This is a genomic window from Pseudomonas sp. 05T35 (assembly GCF_056396605.1).
Window position 1 is genome coordinate 1 of the sequence record NZ_JBFTLU010000092.1, and the last position, 22,221, is coordinate 22,221.

Consider the following 22,221-nt stretch of genomic DNA (forward strand, 5'->3'; position numbering starts at 1 on the left):
ATCAGGTATCTGTGGCTGGCGCGGGTGCATCCCGCCAGCTAATCCATCGATCCGGTCGCAACGAGTCGTTGAGCTGATTGAACAGCTGACAGATCGGGCGTATCTCGTTGCTGGTGTAGACCCGATCGATCTTTTCAATGTCGCCAAAACCGGCGCTGTTTTCCGGAATGATGCCGGCCAGCGCGGGGTTCATGCGCCAGGCGGCGATCACGTCGTTTCGGGTGATGTTCTTCACTTTTTCCAGTTCGTCCTTGGCCTGGAAATCCCCCACGGGGATGATCTGGATAGCCTCCTTGTCGCCCCCCGGGATGTTTACAAACATCGATCTGAAGTTACCCACACCCTTGCTCGCAGTGATCTGGGCGCGTAGCTCGTCTTCGTCTTCCTCGGTCAAGTTGGGGTCATTGGTGTAGAAAATGTAGCCCGCATGGGCACCGTTGCTGTAGTAACGCCGGCGGAACAGGGTCGCTGCTTCGTTGAGCAGCAGGGCTTGAAGGCCGCCCAGGTAGTCGGGAACACCATAGATGTTCTGTTCCACGTCGTAGTTCATGACGTGCTCGATGTCGTCCTGGTCAAACTCCACCTCTTTGCCATCCGGCAGCAGCATCACAAAACCGCCGTCTACCATCACCCGCATGTTGATCCCGGGCAGGTGTTCCATCTCCAGGACTTCGCCGAACACGTTGCGGTTGCGGTGGAAATAGGCCTCGCCGAACACCATAAAATCCAGACTGGCCCGACTCATGCTCTGGATGCTGCACCCTTGCGAGGGGATGAACTCACGCAACAGCAGGTTCCGTTTGAACCCGGGAATGGCGCCGTGGTGTGCGTTGGCGCGCAGCAACTTGGCCAACCCCTGGCGCGACACCGGCGGCGTATAGATTCGCCCGTCGTTGCTGGCGAAGGTGCCCAGGTACTGCCCGATATTCTCGGTCAGCACTTGCTCGGGCGCTCCGAACGTGAACGCTCGCATTGGCCCTCGTGGTTGTTTGGTTTGCTGTTGGTTTTTTCGCTGGGCCATGGGTGCCTGATCCGCTGAGTGTGTAGCGGCTGCGCCGCTGTTTGTTGGTGTTGAGGGGTTCGTGGGCCAGTGCGTGCATGATCGACCAGGCCACGTCGGCGTGACCGGTGGCGTCGGTGCGCGATGCGCTGTAGGTGACTTGCCCGCTGTTGGTGGTGCCGCGTTTGATGGTCAGGAAGGCCTGCGCAATGTCGCTCCAGCCGGCGTCCCACTCGATGCGACTGCCTTGAATGGTGTCCTGGGCTTTCAACACCAAGGTGTTCTTGGTCTCCAGGCTGTAGTGAATCGCTGTAGCGCGTGGATAGAAGTCGCGCACCAGGTCAAACACGCCGTAGCCGATCCCGGTGGTGTCGATACCGATGTGCTGGACGTTGAAGCGCTCGGTCAGTTTCTTGACCTGGGCGGCCTGGTACTTGAACGATTGGCCGCGCCAGCTGTGCTTCTCCAGGATGCGGAATTTGGCGCCGTCCTCCAACGGCGGGGCGATGACCACACAGCTGGCATCGTCGCGAGTTCGGCTCGGGTCGTAGCCGATCCAGACCGGGCTGTTGCCGTACGGGCGCGGATCGTCGGGGTCGTAGTCCGTCCACAGCGACAAGTCTGAATAGCAGCGCTCCAGATCGCCCAGGGAAAAGGCGCTCTGTGTGCTGTCGATAAATTTGCACATGAACAGCTGCTGAAACTTGTCTTCGTCGTACTCCAGCTGCAACTGCTCGAGGTCGAACAGATCACAGCCGCCGGCAATGGCGTCGAGGATCGTAATGACCTTGCGCCATTGCCCGTCCGGGCACAGCGAGCCCGCCGCGGATTGGACCRCACTTGGCCAAGGATCCTTGGCGTTTTTGCGTTTGCTGTTGCGGAATTTCTCACCCGTCCAGAACGGGTAGGCCTGGTGCGATACGGCGCTGGGCGTAGAAAAATAGGTTTTACGCCACTTCTTGTGGGTAGCCATGGCACTGGCGACCGTGTTCAGTTTTTCGAAGTCGCGGATCCAGAAATATTCATCAACGTAGACGTGGCCATGGTGACCCTGAGCGGTGCTGCTGTTGGTGCTCAGAAAGCGCAGCTCAGCCCATGGTTTGCCGTCTTTGCTCAACAYGATCGGGTTGCCGGTCAGCTCCAGGCCGAACCACTCTTGTGCGAATGCGATGATGTAGCTGCGGAAAATCTCGGACTGGGCGCGGCTGGCCGACAGGAAAATCTGGTTGTCGCCGGTCAGCACGGCGTCCATGAACGCTTCACCGGCAAAGTAATAGGTCAGGCCCACCTGCCGGCTTTTGAGGATGTTCCGGATTCGGCAAGTCAGCGGGTTCTGTTTGGCGGCGAACAGCTCCTTCTGATAGCCGTACATTTTGCTGATGAACTTGTCGAGAAAGTCGACCTCAGTCAGTTCGCCGACATCGTTTTTTACTTTCTTCTCGCGCTTCTTGCCGCCCTTGTCGCCTCGCTCTCGACGTTCGCCGCGCTGGCCTTGGCGCTCGCCCTGGTGCTCCGCCGGCGCATCACCGATCGACGCCAGCGACGGTTTGGCCGACTGCTTCAATAGCCGATCGCGAACGGTGGTCAGCCGGTCGAGTTCGTCCAGTTCACCTTTCGTCAGGGTCGCCTGTTTCTCCAGGATAAGGGTGATTCGCCGGCCAACCGCCGTCAGCGGTWCCTCATCCGACAGCATCTCGTCCCAGCCGCCCTTGGCGATCCAGTAATAAACGATACGGATGTTTGGCAGCTTGAGCTGAGCCTGAATTTCTCGCGGCTTGCAGCGGCGCAAATAGAGGCGTTTGGCGGCTTCTTTAACTTCGATTGAATAGAGCATGGGCCGCAGTCTATGCGGCGAAAACGCTCAAAACGCGCAGATAAATTCCGCAAAATTCCTAGATCGTGAATATAGGAGGAAGGCAAAAGCAAAGCGTTTGTTTGGGGGCCGATGGCTCCCTATCGTGGCGGCTCAAATCACCGATTGAGCGCAGTTAACGCCCATGCCCCGTTCCCTTGTTTCGCTATGGAAACGTGTCGCCACCAGCGGCACCACCGCCGATGGTCGCGAGATCCTTCCCCAGGAACTGCGCGATATCGCCGAGACCTACAAGCCGTCGAAATACACGGCAGTGATCTGGAGCGAACACGAACGTTGGCAGGGTTCTCACGGCACCGTCTACGCCGCACGCCTGGTTGAAGACGCTGAGGATCTGGAGCCTGGCCAAATCGCTCTGGAGGCGCAGCTCAAGCCCAACGACAAGTTGCTGTGGCTGAACGACAGAGGCGAAAAGCTGTTCACCAGCATCGAAATCACCCCCAACTTTGCGGGCTCCGGCAAAGCCTACATGACGGGCCTGGCTGTCACCGACTCCCCAGCCAGCTTGGGTACTCAGGAACTCTACTTTTCCCATAAGACCAGCCAGGCCGCGTATTACGCCGCCTCGGTTGAGCTTGGCTCCTTGAGCGACACAGAGCCCCAGGGCGAACTGGGAAAACTCGCTTCCATGATCACTGGCCTGTTCAAGCGCTTCGGTCTCGAAGAATCCCCCGCAACCCCGCTAACCCCAACCGAGAGCAAAACCCCAATGGATGAATCCACAGCCACGGCGTTGAACGCCCTGCTGGAGCAACTGTTGCTCGTCGCCGCTGGTATCAAGGCCGTGATCGAGCCCATCGCAGAAGTCGCTCCAGAGCCTGACCAGGCGCCGATTGACGACGTAGAAACCGCCGTTGACGAAATCGTTGCCGCCGTCGAACAAGACCGCGAATTCCACCGCAAGGGCGGTGCCACCAATAAGGCGTTGGCTGCGGCCGTCGCCAACCTGGACAAGAAATTCACCGCACTGCTGAACACACCGAAGGGCCGGCAGATCCCGCGCACTACCGGCGCGAGTCACAGCCAAAAGCGGAGAGTGGTGTAAATGGGCGCTTCTCTTAGCAGTCACGCCCAGGAACAGTTCGCCCTCCTGCAGGACGATCTGGCCGAGACGTACAACATCCAGGATGCGTCCCGCCAGTTCGCCGTCGAGCCGAGCATTGCCCAGGAACTGAACGACAAGATCACCGAGAAATCCGACTTTCTCAGTCGCATCAACGTGGTTCCGGTCAGCGAAATCAAGGGCCAAAAGGTGATGATCGGCGTGACTGGCCCCGTGTCCAGCCGCACCAACACTAAAACCACCGATCGCGAAGCCAAGGACTTTAGCGACCTGTCCGGCCTGGACTATGAGCTGTTCCACACCGAGTCTGACGTGGGGCTGTCGTTCGCCAAGATCGACAGCTGGGCCAAGTTCCCGGACTTTGCCGATCGCTACAGCGCGGCGGTGCAACGCCAGATCGCTCTGGATCGCATCATGATCGGTTGGCACGGCACTCACGCGGCGCCACAGACCGACATCATTGCCCACCCAATGCTCCAGGACGTGAACAAAGGCTGGCTGCAACTCGCCCGTGAGCAGATCCCGGCCCAGGTGCTCAAGGAAGGCAAGACCGCCGGCAAGATCACCCTCGRCGCCGGCGGCGACTACGCCAACCTTGACGCCCTGGTGCATGACGTCAAGCAGATGATTGACCCGGTGTTCCGCGATGCCGGCGACCTGATCGCGATCATCGGTAGCGACTTGTTGGCCAGCGAAAAGGGCAAGCTGTACGCCAAGCAGGGCGACACCCCGACCGAGAAAGAGCGCATCGAAAGCGCTCAGGTGATCGCGACTTACGGTGGTCTGCCGTCCTTCGTGATCCCGCACTTTCCGGCCACCGGCGTAGTGGTCACCAGTTGGGACAACCTGTCGCTGTACTTCCAGGACAGCAGCTGGCGCCGTCACCTGATCGAAAACCCGAAGCGCTCCCGCGTCGAAGATTACAACGGCCGTAACGAAGGCTACGTGATCGAGCAGCTGGAGAAATTCGCGGCGATCGAAGCCGGCAACCTGGAGCTGGTATGACGAGCCTCGCCTTGGCCCACAAGCGGCGTGTTCTCGCACAAGGCCCAACGGCCGAGGCGACAGTGACGCACTACAGCTCCACCACGGCCCTGGCCAGCCCGGCCAACGCCCAAAAGCACTTGAAGCTGATGGAAGTGGCGCTGGCCCAGGATCTGGAGCGCCTGAGCGGGATCAAGAGCCTGGACACCCGTCAGCAGCTCAAGCGTGACGAACTGTTGCCCAAGTACATGGACTACGTGGAGCGCTACCGCGATTCCGGCTTGAACCACCCGAACCCGGTGTTAACCCAGGTCGTGGTCTGGCTGTTCGACACCGTCCAGTTCGAACTGGGCCTGGAGGTGGCGCAATTCGCCATGGCTCAAGACCAGCAGATGCCGCCGCGCTTCAAACGGCGTGACGTGCAGACCTTCGTCGCGGACGCGGTGATTGATTGGGCCGAGACCGAATACAAGGCCAAACGCAGTCCCGAACCCTACGTGAGTGACCTGCTGCCCTTCGTAGATGGCGAGTGGGATCTGTTTGAAGGCATCACGGCGCGTTACCACAAGGTCATCGGGATTCTGGCCATAGACGCCCAGGACTGGGCCAAGGCCATCGAACACTTTGAGCGAGCCATTGAGCTGTATCCGGAAATCGGCGTAGGGACGCGCCTGGCCGGTGCCCGCAGGGCGCTGGAAAAACAGCAAAACGAACCGGCCCCCCAGGCCACCGAATAAACGACTACCCCCCCCCCGGCGAGAAACTGTGGATGTGAGCCAACCATTTATGGCCTGACCCACTGAAACAGTTTTCCCGCCCCTATTTGAGTGGCCAGCAATGAGCTTTTCCGGGAAACCCACCACCTTTGTGGAACAAGCAATCGAGAACGACGGCTTTTGGCCGAACCTCTCCGTGGCCGAGTTTCAGAAGGGTTACCGCCTGCCGGCGGAGTACCTGGTCGACATGCTGGTCACTGATCTGACCACGGCGATGGTCGAGGTCAATCGCGACCTGGCCAAGTGCAAAGGCAAATGGCAGGCCGTAGGTATCATCAGCGTGGAATCTGCTGACCCTATGGTGCTGCCCGAGCGCACATTTCACGTAGCGACGTACAAGCGCGCCGTGTATTGCCGCGCCAAGGCCAGTTTGCTGCCGCAGTTCGCCTCAGTGGTCCGCCGCGAAAGTGCCGAGAACCTGGGCAAAGAAGAACCGGAGCGCAAGGAAACGTTCCTCGAGTTCAGCCARCAGGCCGTGCGGTCGCTGCAAGGGCGCGGCCGGATTACGGCGGTGCTGCTGTGATCAAGCTGCAAGCCCTGACCGCGTACCTGATCGAACGCCGCCTGGTGCTGCCGGAACAGCTCGACAGCTGGACCAACCAGGTCAACCTGGTGCTGATTTGGAAACCCGATATTGGCGGCATGCGCATGGGTGATATGCGGTACAGCGTCACGGTCGCCCTTGAGCGTTTCGCCGATCACCCCGGGCGCTTGATGGCGTTGGTCGGCAGTTGGCTGGAGACCCACGACCAGGACCGCGACGACCTGCCGGCCGCGCAGTTCGACATCACCATGCTCGACGGCGATCTGGCCGACGTGGATATCACTTTGGAGTTCGTCGAGCCGCAGTACCTGGCCGAAGACCCCACCGGCGAGATCGAGGCGTTCGGCAAGACCTGGGCATTTGTGCCGTTCGACCTGTGGGTCGCTGAACACGGCGAGGTGTCCAGCCATGGCCGGCCGTAGCCCCCTCGGACTCGACGCACGCGGTTACCTGGGCGTGCGCGAACAGCTGGCTTTGCTGAGTCTGCCGCCGCAGTTACGCCGGCGTCTGCTGAACAACGTGACCAAGCGCGTACGGACCATGAGCCGCAAGCGTGTGCGCGATCAGCAAAACCTGGACGGCTCGCCCTTTGAAGCCCGCAAGGGTTCGACCAAGGGCAAAAAGAAGATGGAAGCCGGCCTGGCCAAACTGATGCAGGTCACCCGCGTCAGCGCCGACGAAGCCGAACTGGGCTGGCGTAACGCGCTGACCCGGTGGGTCGCTGCCCAGCAGCACAACGGCGTCAGTGAACGCCGCACGGCCGCGCAGATGCGCCGCTGGAACAAAACACCTCCCGGCCTGGCCGCCACCGAGAAGCAGGCAAAACGTCTGCGCCGGTTGGGCTTTCGTGTGCGCCAGGCGGGCAAAAAGCCCCTGACCCGGCCGTCTGTGGCGTGGATTCAAGAACATGTGAACTACGCCAAAGCCGGCCTGCTGATCCGCATTTTGAACGACGAAAAAACCGAGGCCACTGGTGCGCAAAGCTGGGACATCACCCTGCCAAAACGCCAGTTCATCGGCGTGAGCACCGAGCGCGAAACCAGCTTGCTGGTGAACCAGGTGCTGCAACAAATCCTTAATTCTCCCCGCTAACGAGGCACAGCATGGCACTCGGCAAAGTCAGCGTTAACAATCTCAATCTGGGCCAAGGCGCCGTGACTGAGATCGAGCGCTATTTCCTTTTCATCGGTCCCGGGGCGAAGAACCTCGGCAAACTGATCCCCCTCAATACCGACAGTGACCTGGACGCGTCCCTGGGCTTGCCTGCCAACGATCTGAAAACCCAGATCACCGCCGCACGGCTGAATGGCGGCGATCGCTGGGCCTGCTTGGCTGCGCCACTCGCCGTTGATGGCGACTGGAACAAAGCCCTGGAAATGTCCCAACAACAGGGCTACTCCGTGGAAGGCGTGGTGATCACCAAACCGGTGACCACTGGTGTCGAATTGTCGGCAATGCATGACGCGGCCGTGTCGCTGAGCAACGTCTATGGCCGGCGTGTCTTTGTCATGGCCGCTGCACCTGGTCTGGGCCTGAGTCCACTACAGGCTTGGGCGGAATACATGACTGAGCAAAAGGCGATCACTGCCGATCTGGCCGCGCCCCGCGTGCTGGTCGTTCCCCAGCTCCACGGCAATGACCTGGGCGTGTTGGCCGGTCGCCTGGCCAATGCCGCCGTGAGTGTTGCCGACAGCCCGATGCGCGTGGCCACCGGCCCAGTGCTTGGCCTCGGTCCGGTGCCGATCGACGCAGAAGGCGTGCCGCTGCCGTCCTCGATCCGCGCCGAACTGGATAAGGCCCGGTTCTCTGTTTCGCAGACGTACCCCGATTACCCGGGCGTGTACTGGGGCGACGGCAACCTACTCGACACCCCGGCGAGCGACTTCCAGGTGATCGAGCACCTGCGCGTGACCGACAAGGCCGCACGCCTGGTACGTCCGCTGCTGATCCGTCGCGTAGCCGATCGCCGCTTGAACAGCACCCCCAACAGCATGGCCGTGGCCATCAATGCGCTGATGGCCCCGCTGCGCGCTATGGCCAAGTCCGTGAAGTTCGCCGGCCAGGTGTTCCCGGGTGAAATCGAGCCGCCGAAGGATGGGGCCATTGTCCTGGTCTGGAAGAGCAAAACCGCTGTGGAGGCTTTCATAAAACTCCGCCCCCTCAACTGCCCGAAAGACCTCACGGCGAACATCGCCCTGGACCTTTCCACCGACGATCTGGAGTAAGCCCCTATGTCACGCATTGGCGGTAAGAACTTCGACGTGAACCTGGGCGATATCCAGATCCACGTTGAAAGCTGCACCTTGGACATCACCGACAACAGCGCCGTGGCGCAAACCCGGGGCGTGCCCAACGGTCATGTGGACGGCGACGTAACGGCCAGCGGTGAAATCGAGCTGGACTCCACCAACTTCAATTTGCTGATCGATGCCGCGCGCGCCGCCGGCAGCTTTCGCAAGCTGGCGCCGTTTGACTCCGTGTTCTTTGCCAAGGCCGGCGATGAGGAACTGCGCATCGAAGCCTTCGGCTGCAAGTTCAAGGTGTCCAGCCTGCTCAGCATCGATCCCAAGGGTGGCGAAAAGACCAAGCACAAGCTGCCGTTCGACGTCACCAGTCCGGACTTTATCCGCGTTAACGGCGTGCCGTACCTGGATGCCAGCGAGATCGAGGGCTTGAGCTGATGGGGGATTGGTTCGAACAGGCCTCGGCGCTGGAACAGCTGGAGCGTGAACACGCGATCAAGGCTCAGCGTGCGCGGCCGCGTCCTTCAGGGCCGAGTCGCATTCACTGCCTGGACTGTGAAAAACCGATCCCCGAAAACCGCCGAGCCCTGGGCGGGATTGTCCGCTGCACACCCTGCGAGTCAATTTCAGAGCAAGGAAACCGCCGATGACAAACAGTCTACGGCCGACGATCGCTAATTCCGGCGCCGATCCGCTGCGCCTCGGTTTGCTGGAACGTGACATGTCGGTGGTCCAGTTTCGTTTGGAAGCGATGGAGGCACGCCACGAGTCAGTACCGATCCGCGTTACCAAGCTGGAACAGCAGTTTGAACACATGTCCGGCCAGTTGTCAGAGCTGAACAAAGGTCAGCAGAAGCTGACCACGGTTGTATCAGCGATTGGCAGCAAAATCACCTGGGCGCTGGCGATCGCCAGCACCTTGTGGGCCATCCTGCAGATGTTCGGCCCGACGTTGCTGCGGGTGCTGTTCCCATGAACCTGCGCCAGAAAATAGCCGTCGGTGCGTTGAGCGGTGCCGTGGGCATGGCCGGTGCCCTGGTCGGCTGGTTTGAAGGTCGTTCGCTGGTGGCCTACCTCGATCCGGTGGGCATTCCCACGCTGTGCGACGGCATCACCTGGGGCGTGTCCCTCGGTGACGTGGCGACGCCTGCCGAGTGCGACCGTCTGCTGGAACGAGAGCTGGGTATCGCGATTACGGCGGTCGACCGCCAGGTGCATGTGCCGTTGCCGGCAACACGCCGCGCCGCGCTGGGCTCCTTTGTTTACAACGTCGGCGAACGCCAGTTTTCCGGATCGACCCTGCTGCGCAAGTTGAATGCCGGCGATGCCTCGGGCGCTTGCGCCGAGCTGTCGCGCTGGGTGTATGCCGGTGGTCGGCAGTTGGCCGGACTGGTGAAGCGCCGCGCTGCTGAGCGCGAACTGTGCGAGCTGGGGTTGTGATGGGCCCGGGTCCGCTTCGCGACAGTTTGTTCCTGCTGCTGCTCTGTTTTGCCGTCTGGTTTCTGGTTGACCGCATAGCCGATCAGCGCGACACGGCCCGACGTGAGCGTGACAGCGCCCAGTTCGAACTAACCGGGCTGCGTGAAGCCGCCCGTATCAGCGGCGAGCGGTTGGCCGCCCGCGATGAGATCGACCGTCAACGAACCCAGGAATTGACCCATGCGCTCAATGAAAACGACCGCCTGCACCGCGCTGTTGACGCTGGCAGTCAGCGGCTGTTCGTCAAAGCCTCCTGCCCAGGCCCAATGCCCGCCGATGCCAGCACCGGCCGCGTGGCTGATGCAGGAACCGCCGAACTCGCAGCAGACGCTCGACCGGATTATTTCACCCTTCGAAACCAACTTGCCCTGAGTCGGCAAATGATTTTGGGCCTGCAAGACCACGTCCGTAGGGTGTGCCTGCGCTGACCGAAACACCCTGATCACCACCCACCTTTAACGATGAACAACGGAGTAACACCCATGACTGATAAACGCGAAATCACCCTGGAATTCGGCGACAAAGAATTCACCTTCGACCTGACCCCGCAGGACGTGACCAAGTACTTCAACGCCGTGACCCAGACCAGCAAGGTCGCCCCGGCCAACAACCTGTTGACCACCACCGTCAAACAGGACCAGCGCGCCTCCCTGAAACCGCTGCTGGGCAACCCGGTCATGGTCATGCAACTGGCCGGCGCGCTGCTGGAGGAGTACTCGCCGGACGTTGAAATCATCGTAAAAAAGCCCTCGGCCACGCCGAACGACTGACCGAAGACGGCCTGGGCCAACTGATGGCCCTGGCCAGCCGCTGGCTGCCTGGTGCCGAACCCACGCCCGAGGTGATGGGGTCGGCCAAGTGGCTTGAAGACGAATACTGGAGACGCATGGAGATCGCCGTGGCCAACGGCATCGCCTATGCCTTGAACGGATAACCCCGCATGGCTGACCGCAGCGCCCGCCTGGCTTTCATCCTGAGCCTGACCGACAAGGTCACCGCCCCCTTGGGCAAGGTGAAAATGGGCTTTTCCGACCTGGCTGAACAGAGCGAAAAGAACATCAAATCCGCGGGCATTGGCCTTGCGGGCATGGTGGGCGCCGGTGTGGCCATTACTGAATCTTTGGCACCGGCTCTGGAGATGAACCGCGCCCTGGGCGAAGTCCGATCGTTGGGCGTGGCCGAGGATGCGTTGACTGCGCTCAACCAGAAGTCGTTGGAGTTCTCGGTTGCGTATGGCGAAAACGCCCGCGACTTCGTCGCCTCGGCGACCACCATCGAGGGCGCGATTAAAGGGCTGACGGGCAACCAGCTGGCCATGTTCACCAATGCCTCCGATGTGCTGGCCAAGGCCACCCGGACCGATGCCGAAACCATGGGGCAGTACGTCGGGACCCTGTACAACCTGTTCAAGGGCCAGGCTGACGCCATGGGGAAAACCGAATGGGTGGAGAAGATGAGCGGCCAGACTGCGTTGGCGGTCCAGCTGTTCCGCACCGACGGCGCCCAGCTCAAGGATGCGTTCAAGGAAGTCGGCGCGATTGCCACCGCCGGCGGCGTAGACATTGCCGAGCAGTTCGCGGTGATCGGCTCGCTCAGCAGCACCATGGAAGGCGGCGACGCCGGCGGCCGCTACAAGGCGTTCTTTGAAAACCTCGGCGCGGCCTCGGAAAAAATGGGCCTCAAGTTCACCGACCAGCAGGGCAAGGTTCTGCCGGTTGGGCAAGGTGCGCGGCCTGGAAAACGCCGAGAAGATGGCCAAGGCCATGGTGGACCCTTGGCAGCAGTTCGGCGCCGCTGTGCAGGCCCTGCGTATTGCCTTCGGCCAGGCGCTGATTCCCATGTTGGCACCGCTCATGGAAAAGYTGGTGGACATCGGCAAGACCCTGGTGCGCTGGAGCCAGCTGTTCCCCAACATCACCCGGGTAATCGGCATCGCTACCTTGAGCATCTTGGGAATTGTCGCGGCCATGTCCTTGCTGACATTGGCCGTAGGCGTGTCGAAGCTGGTCTGGCTGGGGATGGTCACGGTCTGGAACATCATGACCTGGAGCGGTTACCGCAGTATCGCCATGTTCCTCTATCACACCGTCATGACGGTCGCTTTCGTCGCCGGCCTGGTGCTGATGTACACCTGGATGGGGCTGGTCAAGGGCGCGATGCTGCTCTGGCAAGGGGCGATCTGGCTGGTCAATACCGCACTGTTGGCCAACCCGTTGCTGTGGATCGTTGTCGGCATCGTCGCCCTGGTCGCGGTGGTGGTTGCGGCCATTTACTACTGGGATGAATGGACCAGCGCGCTGTTGAACAGCGAGGCGTTCAAGTGGGTCAGTGGCCAGCTCCAGGCCTTGTCCGACTGGTTCAGCTCCATGGGCGGCTGGTCAGGTATGGCMAAGGCCGCTTGGGACGGGATCGTCAACATCTTTAAATCAGCCATCAATGGCTTGATCGAGATGTTGAACAAGATCCCCGGCGTCAACATCGAGGCGGCTTTTTCGGACATGCCGGCAGCGCCGGATCTGCCCAACATCGCCGCACCGCAGATCGACGCGCCCCAGGTGCCGCCATTGGTGGCCAATCCGCTGACCGCCACACGCCAGGCGCCGCCGCTGGTCATGGCTCCGGTGCAGACCGCTCCCAACGCCGCAACGGCTCCGGCACCGTCATTGCTCCAGGCCATGGCGCCAATGCCTCAGCCCACGGCTCAACCGCAGCCGCCGGCACTGGTGATGGTTCCAACGCCGGCCRCCCCAGGGCCAGCCATCACGCAGCCCAAAACCGTCGAACCGAAGCAACAGCTTCAGCCGCCGGCGTTGGTCATGCCACCAATCCCGGCCGCGCCGGCACCGGTGATGCTGCTGCCCGAGCTCGAGGGTGTGAAACCGCCGCCCCAGCCGCCGGCCCTGGTCACGACTCCGGTACCGAAACTGCCGCAGCCGATCGGGCCGCAGCTCAAGACCCCGGCGCCGGTGAAACAACCGCCGGCCCTGGTCATGGTCGCGCCACCGACGGAGAAGGCCGAGCAGAGCCAGCGCCGCATTGGCGACAGCCTGGGCGAGCTGGCACCGAAGCGCCCGACAGCCGTGCCCGTGGGCGGCTTGTTGAACCGCATTCAGAACAACAACCAGACCCAAGACAAACGTATGCACGTCGAGAACGTAAACATTCACACCGGTAAGGCCATGAACCCGCTGGAGCTTGAAAACATGATGAGCATGGCGGTAGGCGGATGAGCGAATACATCGATCTGCTGATCATCGACAACGACCTGGTGCTGGACCCGTCGCGTCAGCCGCTGCTGATCGAGGACCGCGCCAGCATCGCCCAGGACATCGCGCACATGATCCGCGAAAGCGGCCTGTTGGTGACGCTGGTTGCTGAGCGTAGCCGCCTGCGACAGCGTGACTGTATTCAGCAACTGGAGCTGCTGGTGGAGGCGGACGAACGCCTGGTGCCAGGGACTGCGCGGATTATCCAGGTGCAATCCGGAACGTACCTGGTCACCGCCCAAACGCTGAAATTTGGCAACGTCGAGGTGGTTTTGTGAGTGACGTAGATTTCAGGCAGGCGMTTGCAGATGCCGGCATCCCGACTACCGAGGCCGCCTTGCGCAAGGCCTGGGAAAGTGAAGTCGCGGCCCAAGGTAGCAAGCTGAGCAACACCAGCGCCTATTCACCGTTCTGGCGCGTGATCACCGCCCTGGTAACCAAGCCGGTCATGTGGCTGATTAACCTGGTCAGCGACACCGTGTTGCCCAACTTCTTTGTGAAGACGGCCAGCGGCAAGTGGCTGGAGATGCTTGCGTGGGCGGTCGACGTGGAAAAGAAGGGCGCAACCAAGGCCGAAGGCGTCCTGCTGTTCACCCGCGACACCGCCGGCGGCGTGCTGGAGCTGCGCGCCGGCATTGTCGTGCAGTCGGCCGCGATCAATGGCCACATTTACTCGTTGGTCACCACCAGCCCCGCGACCTTTGCCGATGGGCTGATGCAGCTGGAAATCCCGGTGGAGGCGCAAGAGGAGGGCAGTGGCTACAACCTGGCACCGGGTTACTACGCGATCCTGCCCGAGCCGATCCCCGGCATCGCCCAGGTGGTGAACGATGACGGCTGGCTGACTGCACCAGGTGCGGACTCCGAGCCTGACGACCAACTGCGTTTGCGCGTGCGCAATCAGTTCTCGGCGGTCAACCAGTGGCACACCGACGCGGTGTACCGAGCGATGATTTCCGCCTTCCCGGGCGTGCGTCCAGATGGCGTCTATTTCCAGCACGGCGCCCCTCGGGGCCCAGGCAGTGCCAATGCCTTTGTGCTGTTCGATGCCGACGTGCCGGCGGCGACCTACCTGGAGCAAATCAACGCCCACATCCGCGACCAGGGCAACCATGGCCACGGCGATGACCTGCTGGTTATGGTCATGCCGGAAACCCAGCACGCACTACGTGTAGCGGTATGGCCGCGTTCGGTGTTGACCACCGATCAGCGCGAAGCCTTGAAGGCGGAGATCCTGTTGTTCATCCGCGCCGCATTCCGCGAAAGCACGGCCAGCGACTACCAGCCGACGCTGACTTATCCCCAGTCGCGCTTTTCCTTCAGCCGCCTTGGCGAAGAACTCCATAAACAGTTCGCCGGCATCGAGTCGCTGCACTTCGACAACGCCGACATCGTCTCGGAACTGACCATCCCCAGGATCAGCAGCCTGGAGGTGACCCTCTCATGATCCAGCTCAAGTTGCCGTTCTGGTTGGACGGTGTGCAGCTGACCAAACTCAAAGCGGCCAGCCAGTCCTGGTGGGAGAAAGTCGAAGGCTKGATGCACTGGCCGTTGCTCCAGATGGACGCGGAAACCTGCCACCTGACCGTGCTCGATCTGCTGGCCTGGCAGCGCGACATCAGCCGCTTCAAGGACGAGCCCGAAAGCCTCTACCGCCTGCGGGTCAAGTACGCCTTTATCAACGCGGTGGACGCCGGCAGCATAGCCGGGCTCAAACGCATCCTGCGCCGCCTCGGCGTGGGGTATGCCGAGATCGAAGAGCGCCTGCCCGATCGGGACTGGGACGTGGTCATGCTGCGCCTCTCCGACTCCCAGCTGTCCGAAAACCCCGAACTGTTGCGGGTGCTGATTCAGCAGTACGGCCGCACCTGCCGCCGTTACGACTTCGTGACCATCACCCCCATAGCGCTGCGCATCGTCGCGGTGGACTTTAACGACGATCAGTCAACGCTGATTGCCAGCCTGTAGGAGCCCCCCGTGGCTGCGAGAATCACCCTTGCAGGCGAAAGCCTGATTGCCCGAAAGCTGGGCACCCAACAGAGCCTGGACGTCGTCCGGTTCATCTTTGCCAACGTGCCAGGCCTGGATCACACCGCGCCGGTCGATCGGGCGGAGACCAAGCCGCCGGCGGCGCAGATCGTCCACGTCTACACGATCCCCGAAAACAACATCGGCTATGTGAACCCCAACCAGGTGGTTTACAGCTCGATGCTGGCCAGCGATATCGGTGACTTTGACTGGAACTGGATGGGCCTCGAAACCGCCGAAAACCAGCTGCTGGCAATTGCCTATGTCCCGCTCCAGCAGAAGCGCCGCAACATCCCACCGATTCAGGTCGGCAACAACGTCACCCGCAACATCCTGGTGGAGTTCGACGGCGCGCAGGCGCTGACCGGCGTGACGATCGATGCCAGCACCTGGCAGCACGACTTCACCGTGCGCCTCAAAGGTATCGACGAGCGCGAGCGCATGAGCAACCGCGATATCTACGGCCGAGCCTGTTTCTTTGACAGCGCGCTGCAGGTTGAAAAAGTCGATGGCATGTACCAGGTGAAGCCGGGGATTGCCTACGTTGAGGGTGTCCGGGTCGTTGCCGGCGCGGCCACCGTCATTGCACCGAGCAACCTGCCGACCACCGCCTGGATCGATGTTGCCCTGGAGCGACAGCTGAACGATGTGGCGGCACGCTGGACGGTGGTTTTCGGCGCCGAGAAAGCCGACTACGTCGACACCGCCGGCTGCCAGCACTACTGCGTTCCCCTGGCGGAATTGAGCGCCGCCAGCATCATCGATCGCCGATCGGTCGAACCTATCAAAGGATCATTGATCCAGCACCTGGCGGCGCGTGACGGTGACTATGCCAAGTTGCGGGCCAGGGCGACCACCAAGGACGACGTGGACCTGGGCAATCTGCCCAACGCCATCAGCGACGACGACACCAGCGACAGCAGCGAGATTCTGGCCAGCACCAAAGCGGTGAATGTTGTTCGCAGACTCCTGCAAAGCGCGATCGACAAACTGCTGGAGGGCACGACCCCAGCGGGCAAGGCCAAGCAGTGGGCCACCGCTCGCAAGCTGTCGATCAGCGGCGCCGGGACCGGCAGCGTGTCCGTAGATGGCAGCGCGGACGCCACTCTCGCGCTGACACTCGCCGACAGCGGTGTGACCGCCGGGACGTATACGAAGCTCACGGTCAATGGGAAAGGCATCGTCACCGGTGGCGGCAGCTTGTCGGCGGCTGACATTCCTGCCCTGGACTTTTCCAAGATCACCACCGGCACTCCCACGACGCTGGAAGGCTACGGCATCACCGATGCCATTCCGACTGGGCTCACCAATAAACGTCCTCAACTGTATGCACCCGAAGCCGGGGCGGGCTTTACCGATGGTGCGCTGGAAATTCGCGAAGCAAAACTGGTCAACAAATCGCAGCGTGACTTTGTTTATGCCCCTCGTATGGCATTCCACTGGGGTGGCATAACCTCCGGCGATCTGGCGATGTCCGTAGATGGGTTCCTGTGCTGGAACGGCCACCCTGTGTGGCACGGCGGAAACTTCAATCCAGACTCAAAGGCGGGAGTGGCCACAACCTTGGCGGGTTATGGGATCACCGACGGGCTTGCCAAAGGTCAATATGGTTTGGGTGGAACGGCTGCACCATTGTCCTCCATTGATAGCGTTGGCCTCCCGGGTGGTTTTCACTATTTCGGTGAAGGCCCTACGTCATTTGCTAACTATGTCTCGCTGGTCAACATCCCCTATGGGAGTGGCGCATACGCCGCCCAGCTCGGATTTCAACAGGGATTGGTTGAACCGCGTGTGTTGGTTCGTTCGGTCAAAAACGAAAATGGCGGGTGGACGCCAACCCGTGAGCTGTACCACACCGGCAACCTCGATCCGGATTCAATTGTCCCCCCGGGCAGCATCGTGGCCATGACGATTGGGAGCGCCCCCAAGGGCTACTTGAAAGCCAATGGCGCGGCCGTTTCCCGCACCAGCTACGCCAGGCTGTTCAACTTTATCGGCACGTACTACGGCGCCGGTGATGGCTCCACCACCTTCAACCTGCCGGACTTGCGCGGCGTGTTTGTCCGGGGCTGGGACGATGCGCGAGGCCTCGACCCTAACCGTGCCCTCGGCACTTTCCAGCAAGGGCAGAACGCCTGGCACGTACATACCGCAGCGGCTGCCGCCAATGGCGTGCACTACCACCCAGGCACCGTGTCTTCCGTCGACGGCGTCCATGCCCATACCGGCAGCACCACATCGAACGGTAATCACACGCACGCGTTTAACTACATCAACACGCCAACGTCAGCGGATCAGCCCGGCATCGGTGCGGCCGTGCACCACACAGCGGTGGGGAATGTCGCCGGCAACCGAATTCAGAATGCTGGGGATCACATCCACTGGCTCAACATCGATGCCGCTGGGGCGCATGGTCACAGCATCACCGTGTCGAATGACGGCTCCCACACGCACGCCATTACCGTCGATGCGTCCGGCGGCACCGAAGCCCGCCCGATGAACATCGCGATGCTGTACTGCATCAAATATTGAGGTTCGCATGAAGACGAAAACCGTATACCAAACCACTCAGGCCGGGCTTTACATTGGCTCCGCGCAGGCTGAGGAATCGCCACTGGAGCCGGGGGTTTTCTTGGTCCCGGGCGGCTGCGTGGAGACGCCACCACCGTCGATCCCGGAAAACAAAGCGGCCTGCTGGGTGAACGAAAAGTGGGTGTTACTCGACTACTTCGGCGGAGTCATTGTGTACAGCACCGCCACCGGTGAACCGAAGACACTGACCGACGTCGGCCCGATTCCGGAGGGCTACACCCTGCAAAAGCCGGGGCCGGACCAGGTCTGGAAAAATGGTCAGTGGGTGGACGATATCGCCGCCATTCTGGCCGCGCTGTACCAGCAAAAGCTGGAGTCGATCGGCAGCGCCAGTAGCCGCTACATCGAAAGCGGGTTCAGCTCCGAGGCGCTGGGCAAGCCCTATCGCTACAGCAGCGCAATGGAAGACCAACTGAACCTGACCAGTTTGATCATCAGTGGTCTGGACTCCAGCTACGCCTGTTATGACGTCGACCAGGTGCGCGCCTTTCGACCGCACAGCGCCCAGCAACTGGGGTTGGTGGGCCAGGACCTGGTGCGTTTCAGACAGGCCGCACTGCAACACGCCGACACGCTCAAACAAGCGCTGGCCACCGCACTGAAAGATAAGAAACTGCGGGCCATGAAAGCCATTGAATGGACGCCGCCAGCATGACCTGGGCCCCCGTCACCATGCGCTGGCCAGAACAGGCCACAGGCTGGATGGACCAGTTAACCGCGGCTAAGGGTTTGGCTGGCAGCGAGCTGGCCAGCACCGGGCTACGCCTGACCGGTTTGCAGGGGTTGGCCACCACCACCCCGGGGCCGGTGGGTGATGCTGCCCAGGGCGCGATCGCCGCCGGACGTGCAGCACTGGCGGAGCAAATGGGCGAGGCGCCGGCGTGTCTGGTCGTGACGCCGTTCCAAAGCGGCGTTGGTCAGGGCCGGGGCTATCAACGCTTTCTGTCCGCGCCCAACTTGCTGCAACAGCTGGGTGCCAAGTTGCTGGACGGCAACGACAGCGGACGACCTGACGGACCTCAGTACGCCTTGTGCCTGTTGTTCCTGGGCACGCGCTTCGACCAGCTGGCCGACAGCCTGGCACGCTTCAATGCGCTGTTGCCGATGCCGGACCTGGTGCGTACTGAGCGCCGAGCGCGGCACCTGTCGAAACTGGAAACCGAAAAGTGGGAGATCCCCGGCGCTGGGACATTGCCACGCTGGCAAGCCCTGCCGCTGGAGCGCTGCACGGTGGTTAAGGCCGCCCAGCAGTCCATGGCCGGTCAACTGGCGGTGCTGGAGAGTTACGCCGCCGACAGCTCGCCCCTGGGCGATTTGGCCGCGCTGGCCACCCGTAAGGCCGAGCAACAACAGGGCCGCGACAAGCAACTGGACGACCTGAAAGCCCTGCTGGCCGGCGGCAATGCCGACACCAGCATGCGGGCTCGCCTGATCGGTCCAGGGAATGCCAGTGAGCTGCGCCGTTTGCTGCTCGAGGACGAACCGCCCGGGCATGAGTGGGTGTTGTGCGCCGGCACCTTGCTGGTGGGCTCTGAACAAGGGCTGAGCTTTGTCCGTGAGCTGGTGGGCCTATGACCTTATTACTCGACGGCCAGCAGGTGCAGGGCAAGCGTCTCAAAATCACCGCGTCCCTGCGTATCGAAAGCGACGACATGTCGGGGCAGACCAGCAACACCGAGAAAGCCCACAAGGGCTTCAAACCGAAAACCCTGACCGTCTCACTGATGATCCCGTTTGTCGATCAGGCGCAGCTGGTGGACCTGATGCGCCTGGCCGAAGCCACTGCCGGCGGCGGTCAGCTCAAGACCTATCGAGTGGTCAATGACACAGCCGCCGCGTTCGGAGTGCGCCAGGTGCAATTTTCCGATGGTGTCAGCGCACGCGAGGACGACTCGCTGAACGCCTGGCTGGTCCAGTTCACCTTGGCCGAAAAACTCTCAAACCCGGAACGGGTGGAAGGACGCCGCCCTGGGAATCCAGTCAACGCGCAAGGGGGGCCAGGCGGTGCCGTGGGCGCCGGTGGTGAGTCGACCGGTAGCCCGCAAGAACTGACAGGCTTCGAAGCGACGCTGAAAAAGGTGGATAGCTGGTTAGGCGGGGGTGAGCAGAAATGAAGCTGCACAAGCTGCTGACCATCAACGGGGCGCCGTTTGTCCTGCTCAAAGACGAAGTACGGCTGGATCTGAAAAATCCCGGGCGCGCTACGTTTACGATTCAGAGCACGACGCCGGTTAAAGGTCTGGTGACGCTCGACATCGGCTACAACGAAGGCACATTGCAGCGTCACTTCATCGGCTACGTGGAGCGCTGCACCGCCGCCAACGGCGTACAGCAGGTGCTGTTCTGTCGTGAGCTGGCCGCGATCTTGGCCAAGCCCCTGCCGCTGAACCTGCGTCATGTGGACCTGCGCGCCGTGCTGACGGAGATCAGTCACCAGACCGGCCTGCGCTTCCGCGTGCCGGAGCAGCCTTACGCCAGCGTGAAAACGCCGTATTTCTACAGCCTGGCCGCCGGCTATCAAGCCATGGACAGCCTGGCCCGGGTGTTCAACATCCCCGACTTTATCTGGCAGCAGCAGGGCGACGGCGAAGTCTTTGTGGGTAGTTGGGCCGACAGCTTCTTTGGCGCCCGACCCGCGCTGCAACTGCCGGTGGAGCTGTTTGAAGGTTACCAGGGCAACCAAAGTGCAATGGTCGCGGCCCTTCCCGGGTTACGACCAGGTGCAACAATCAACCAGGGCGAGCGCATCACCAGCGTGACGCTTGCCCATAGCCAGATGGCCATCCGATGGACGACGCAATCCGCCGCAGCGTAGAGCGGCAATTTCCAGAACTGACGGGCGGCTACCACCTGCCGCGCTTTGCCCGGGTTGTCGCGGTGGCCGATGCGCCCAGCGGTGCCGGGATCTGCGACGACTTCCGGCCGCGTTATGCGGTCGACATCGAGGTCCTGGGGCCAGACGGCGAGCCTGACCCCCAGTTGCCGCAACTCGCCGGCGTGCCGCTGCCGCTGCCCACGGGTGGCGAGGAAATGGGCATTTATGCCTTTCCGGAGGAGGGCACTCAGGTGGTGGTGTGTTTCGCCTACGGCCTGCCGAACAAGCCCTATATCCAGACGATCCTGCCTCACGGCCTGAGCATGCCCAAAGTGCCGAAAGGCGATCAGGTGTGGCAGCACAGCGAGGCCGCCCAGCAGCGCGTCGACGCCGATGGCAACTGGCTGCGCCAGACCGACGGCAAGATCACCGACAAGGCGATCGAGCGCGATGTGGAAGCCATGGGCAACACCGAGCGCTTCCAGAACCACACCCAGACGATCGACGACCATTCGACCGAGTCGGTGGGTGGAATCAAGAAGATCGAGGCCCTGGGCGCGCTCAAGCTGCTGTCCGGCGGATCGGCGAGCCTGGCGGCTGTGGATGATTTGCACCAGGCCACCGGCCGCGACCTGAACCTGGTGGTCGGGCAAATGCACAACGCCACGGTGGGTGGCGACATGCAGGAAAGGATTCAGGGACTGCGCCAAAGCGTGGCCAAAGTCAGTCAGCGGTACGAAGCGCCAAAGATCTGGATCGGATCGAGCGGGGTGAATGTGTTGCAGGTGCTGTGTGATCTGCTCGACTTGGTGGAGCAAATGAATAGCCAACTGGCTGGGCATACACACGGATCAACACCACCACCCACCAATGCCGCCGCGTTTACTGCTGCGTCAGGGGTCGCTAAGCAACTGGCCGGCAAGATGAAGCCGATCGCCCTTTGATTTCGCCTCTGACGTTAGCTGTGGAGCCAATCGGAGCTGATAGGTTCTCCATTGTTAGGCAGAGCTTTTGATACTCGATCTTCTAGCGGTTGTGAATTAATTAGTCCGGATTTAATAAAGGTTGACCTGCGGTTTAATTAACTATGCCGCGGGACACTCCTTCCAGACTTAACCGAATCTCACTTGTTGTTGAGCGCTTTCTAGGCTTGTAGATTCAGTCAGGCCCAATCCTTCAGATGCTCGAAGAGTAACAAGCCTAAACAGTAGTACGACAATACCGCCATAAACAGTACCAATGATACTACAGTCTTTGCCCTACTGAACAAGTCGTGGTGGTGTAATGGCGCCATACGCTGGGCCGACTCCACTTGAGTTAAGAGGGGGGCACTTTGTACTCATTTCAGCTTGAATGTATTTCCCCGACCCCCCATCTGCTAAGTCGATGTGGAGGCAAGCAAAGGCCACAATGGGAGCAAACGAATGAGTGGATATATTTACAACAACAGGGATCGTAACATACTCGCAGCTTTTGTCGCCTGCTGCACTGCAACTGTTTATCGAGGAGAAAAGTGTGGTTTTAGTGCCGGGCTGAATCCATGTGCTATCCCCGATAC

The 22,221-nt window shown here is 61.3% G+C and carries 25 protein-coding genes and 1 pseudogene; 24 read left to right on the forward strand and 2 right to left on the reverse strand.

Annotated features, from left to right (window positions below; genetic code table 11):
• Window position 1 precedes the first annotated feature (1 nt).
• The gene (locus AC1DH9_RS09850) at window positions 2–868 is read right to left on the reverse strand and encodes a phage portal protein (RefSeq protein ID WP_442114720.1); all 867 of its coding nucleotides are present in this window, start codon (window positions 866–868) and stop codon (window positions 2–4) included.
• Complete coding sequence (locus AC1DH9_RS09855) at window positions 780–2,834, reverse strand: terminase large subunit domain-containing protein (RefSeq protein ID WP_477808105.1); 2,055 nt, start codon at window positions 2,832–2,834, stop codon at window positions 780–782. The genes AC1DH9_RS09850 and AC1DH9_RS09855 overlap by 89 nt, the downstream gene beginning before the upstream one ends.
• A 163-nt stretch (window positions 2,835–2,997) precedes the next feature.
• Here AC1DH9_RS09855 and AC1DH9_RS09860 point away from each other — a divergent pair, with 163 nt between their 5' ends.
• The 24 genes and pseudogenes from AC1DH9_RS09860 (at window position 2,998) to AC1DH9_RS09975 (ending at window position 21,607) form a co-directional block, all read left to right on the forward strand.
• On the forward strand, window positions 2,998–3,918 hold the full coding sequence (locus AC1DH9_RS09860; protein WP_442114692.1) for a GPO family capsid scaffolding protein: 921 nt from the start codon (window positions 2,998–3,000) through the stop codon (window positions 3,916–3,918).
• The gene (locus tag AC1DH9_RS09865; protein WP_477808106.1) at window positions 3,919–4,941 is read left to right on the forward strand and encodes a phage major capsid protein, P2 family; all 1,023 of its coding nucleotides are present in this window, start codon (window positions 3,919–3,921) and stop codon (window positions 4,939–4,941) included.
• The gene (gene gpM / locus AC1DH9_RS09870; RefSeq protein ID WP_442114690.1) at window positions 4,938–5,657 is read left to right on the forward strand and encodes a phage terminase small subunit; all 720 of its coding nucleotides are present in this window, start codon (window positions 4,938–4,940) and stop codon (window positions 5,655–5,657) included. Before AC1DH9_RS09865 ends, gpM begins: the two co-directional genes overlap by 4 nt.
• A 100-nt stretch (window positions 5,658–5,757) precedes the next feature.
• Entirely contained in the window at window positions 5,758–6,219 is a 462-nt protein-coding gene (locus AC1DH9_RS09875) for a head completion/stabilization protein (RefSeq protein ID WP_442114689.1), read from the forward strand.
• The gene (locus AC1DH9_RS09880; RefSeq protein WP_442114688.1) at window positions 6,216–6,662 is read left to right on the forward strand and encodes a phage tail protein; all 447 of its coding nucleotides are present in this window, start codon (window positions 6,216–6,218) and stop codon (window positions 6,660–6,662) included. Before AC1DH9_RS09875 ends, AC1DH9_RS09880 begins: the two co-directional genes overlap by 4 nt.
• Window positions 6,649–7,332, forward strand: coding sequence for a phage virion morphogenesis family protein (locus AC1DH9_RS09885; protein ID WP_442114687.1), 684 nt, complete (start codon window positions 6,649–6,651; stop codon window positions 7,330–7,332). The genes AC1DH9_RS09880 and AC1DH9_RS09885 overlap by 14 nt, the downstream gene beginning before the upstream one ends.
• 11 nt (window positions 7,333–7,343) lie before the next feature.
• Window positions 7,344–8,465: a DUF2586 domain-containing protein gene (locus tag AC1DH9_RS09890; protein ID WP_442114686.1), complete on the forward strand. Its 1,122-nt coding sequence runs from the start codon at window positions 7,344–7,346 to the stop codon at window positions 8,463–8,465.
• 6 nt (window positions 8,466–8,471) lie between these two features.
• Window positions 8,472–8,921: a phage protein gene (locus AC1DH9_RS09895; protein WP_442114685.1), complete on the forward strand. Its 450-nt coding sequence runs from the start codon at window positions 8,472–8,474 to the stop codon at window positions 8,919–8,921.
• Entirely contained in the window at window positions 8,921–9,133 is a 213-nt protein-coding gene (locus AC1DH9_RS09900) for a TraR/DksA C4-type zinc finger protein (protein ID WP_442114684.1), read from the forward strand. Before AC1DH9_RS09895 ends, AC1DH9_RS09900 begins: the two co-directional genes overlap by 1 nt.
• A complete protein-coding gene (locus tag AC1DH9_RS09905) occupies window positions 9,130–9,459 on the forward strand; it encodes a hypothetical protein (RefSeq protein WP_442114683.1) in 330 nt (109 codons plus the stop codon). Before AC1DH9_RS09900 ends, AC1DH9_RS09905 begins: the two co-directional genes overlap by 4 nt.
• Window positions 9,456–9,923 carry a lysozyme gene (locus AC1DH9_RS09910; protein WP_442114682.1) on the forward strand — a complete coding sequence of 156 codons (468 nt, stop codon included), beginning with the start codon at window positions 9,456–9,458 and terminating at the stop codon, window positions 9,921–9,923. The genes AC1DH9_RS09905 and AC1DH9_RS09910 overlap by 4 nt, the downstream gene beginning before the upstream one ends.
• Window positions 9,923–10,390, forward strand: a complete 468-nt coding sequence (locus AC1DH9_RS09915) for a lysis protein (protein WP_442114681.1) — start codon at window positions 9,923–9,925, stop codon at window positions 10,388–10,390. Before AC1DH9_RS09910 ends, AC1DH9_RS09915 begins: the two co-directional genes overlap by 1 nt.
• A gap of 54 nt (window positions 10,391–10,444) precedes the next feature.
• Window positions 10,445–10,732, forward strand: a complete 288-nt coding sequence (locus AC1DH9_RS09920) for a putative phage tail assembly chaperone (protein ID WP_442114680.1) — start codon at window positions 10,445–10,447, stop codon at window positions 10,730–10,732.
• A 23-nt stretch (window positions 10,733–10,755) separates the two neighbouring features.
• Window positions 10,756–10,896 carry a DUF6890 family protein gene (locus AC1DH9_RS09925; RefSeq protein WP_442114679.1) on the forward strand — a complete coding sequence of 47 codons (141 nt, stop codon included), beginning with the start codon at window positions 10,756–10,758 and terminating at the stop codon, window positions 10,894–10,896.
• Window positions 10,897–10,902: 6 nt separating this feature from the next.
• Window positions 10,903–13,192 (forward strand): annotated as a pseudogene (locus tag AC1DH9_RS09930) (phage tail tape measure protein).
• Window positions 13,189–13,506: a DUF2590 family protein gene (locus AC1DH9_RS09935; protein ID WP_442114677.1), complete on the forward strand. Its 318-nt coding sequence runs from the start codon at window positions 13,189–13,191 to the stop codon at window positions 13,504–13,506. Before AC1DH9_RS09930 ends, AC1DH9_RS09935 begins: the two are co-directional and overlap by 4 nt.
• Entirely contained in the window at window positions 13,503–14,675 is a 1,173-nt protein-coding gene (locus tag AC1DH9_RS09940; protein WP_477808107.1) for a baseplate J/gp47 family protein, read from the forward strand. The genes AC1DH9_RS09935 and AC1DH9_RS09940 overlap by 4 nt, the downstream gene beginning before the upstream one ends.
• On the forward strand, window positions 14,672–15,196 hold the full coding sequence (locus AC1DH9_RS09945; RefSeq protein WP_477808108.1) for a phage tail protein: 525 nt from the start codon (window positions 14,672–14,674) through the stop codon (window positions 15,194–15,196). The genes AC1DH9_RS09940 and AC1DH9_RS09945 overlap by 4 nt, the downstream gene beginning before the upstream one ends.
• A 9-nt stretch (window positions 15,197–15,205) precedes the next feature.
• Complete coding sequence (locus AC1DH9_RS09950; RefSeq protein WP_442114674.1) at window positions 15,206–17,788, forward strand: phage tail-collar fiber domain-containing protein; 2,583 nt, start codon at window positions 15,206–15,208, stop codon at window positions 17,786–17,788.
• 7 nt (window positions 17,789–17,795) lie between these two features.
• Window positions 17,796–18,503: a DUF4376 domain-containing protein gene (locus AC1DH9_RS09955; RefSeq protein ID WP_442114673.1), complete on the forward strand. Its 708-nt coding sequence runs from the start codon at window positions 17,796–17,798 to the stop codon at window positions 18,501–18,503.
• Entirely contained in the window at window positions 18,500–19,423 is a 924-nt protein-coding gene (locus AC1DH9_RS09960) for a hypothetical protein (protein ID WP_442114672.1), read from the forward strand. Before AC1DH9_RS09955 ends, AC1DH9_RS09960 begins: the two co-directional genes overlap by 4 nt.
• A complete protein-coding gene (locus AC1DH9_RS09965) occupies window positions 19,420–19,962 on the forward strand; it encodes a baseplate complex protein (RefSeq protein WP_442114671.1) in 543 nt (180 codons plus the stop codon). The genes AC1DH9_RS09960 and AC1DH9_RS09965 overlap by 4 nt, the downstream gene beginning before the upstream one ends.
• A complete protein-coding gene (locus AC1DH9_RS09970) occupies window positions 19,959–20,663 on the forward strand; it encodes a hypothetical protein (protein ID WP_442114670.1) in 705 nt (234 codons plus the stop codon). Before AC1DH9_RS09965 ends, AC1DH9_RS09970 begins: the two co-directional genes overlap by 4 nt.
• Window positions 20,636–21,607 (forward strand): hypothetical protein, encoded by a 972-nt coding sequence (locus AC1DH9_RS09975; RefSeq protein ID WP_442114669.1) that lies wholly within the window; start codon window positions 20,636–20,638, stop codon window positions 21,605–21,607. Before AC1DH9_RS09970 ends, AC1DH9_RS09975 begins: the two co-directional genes overlap by 28 nt.
• Window positions 21,608–22,221: the final 614 nt, after the last annotated feature.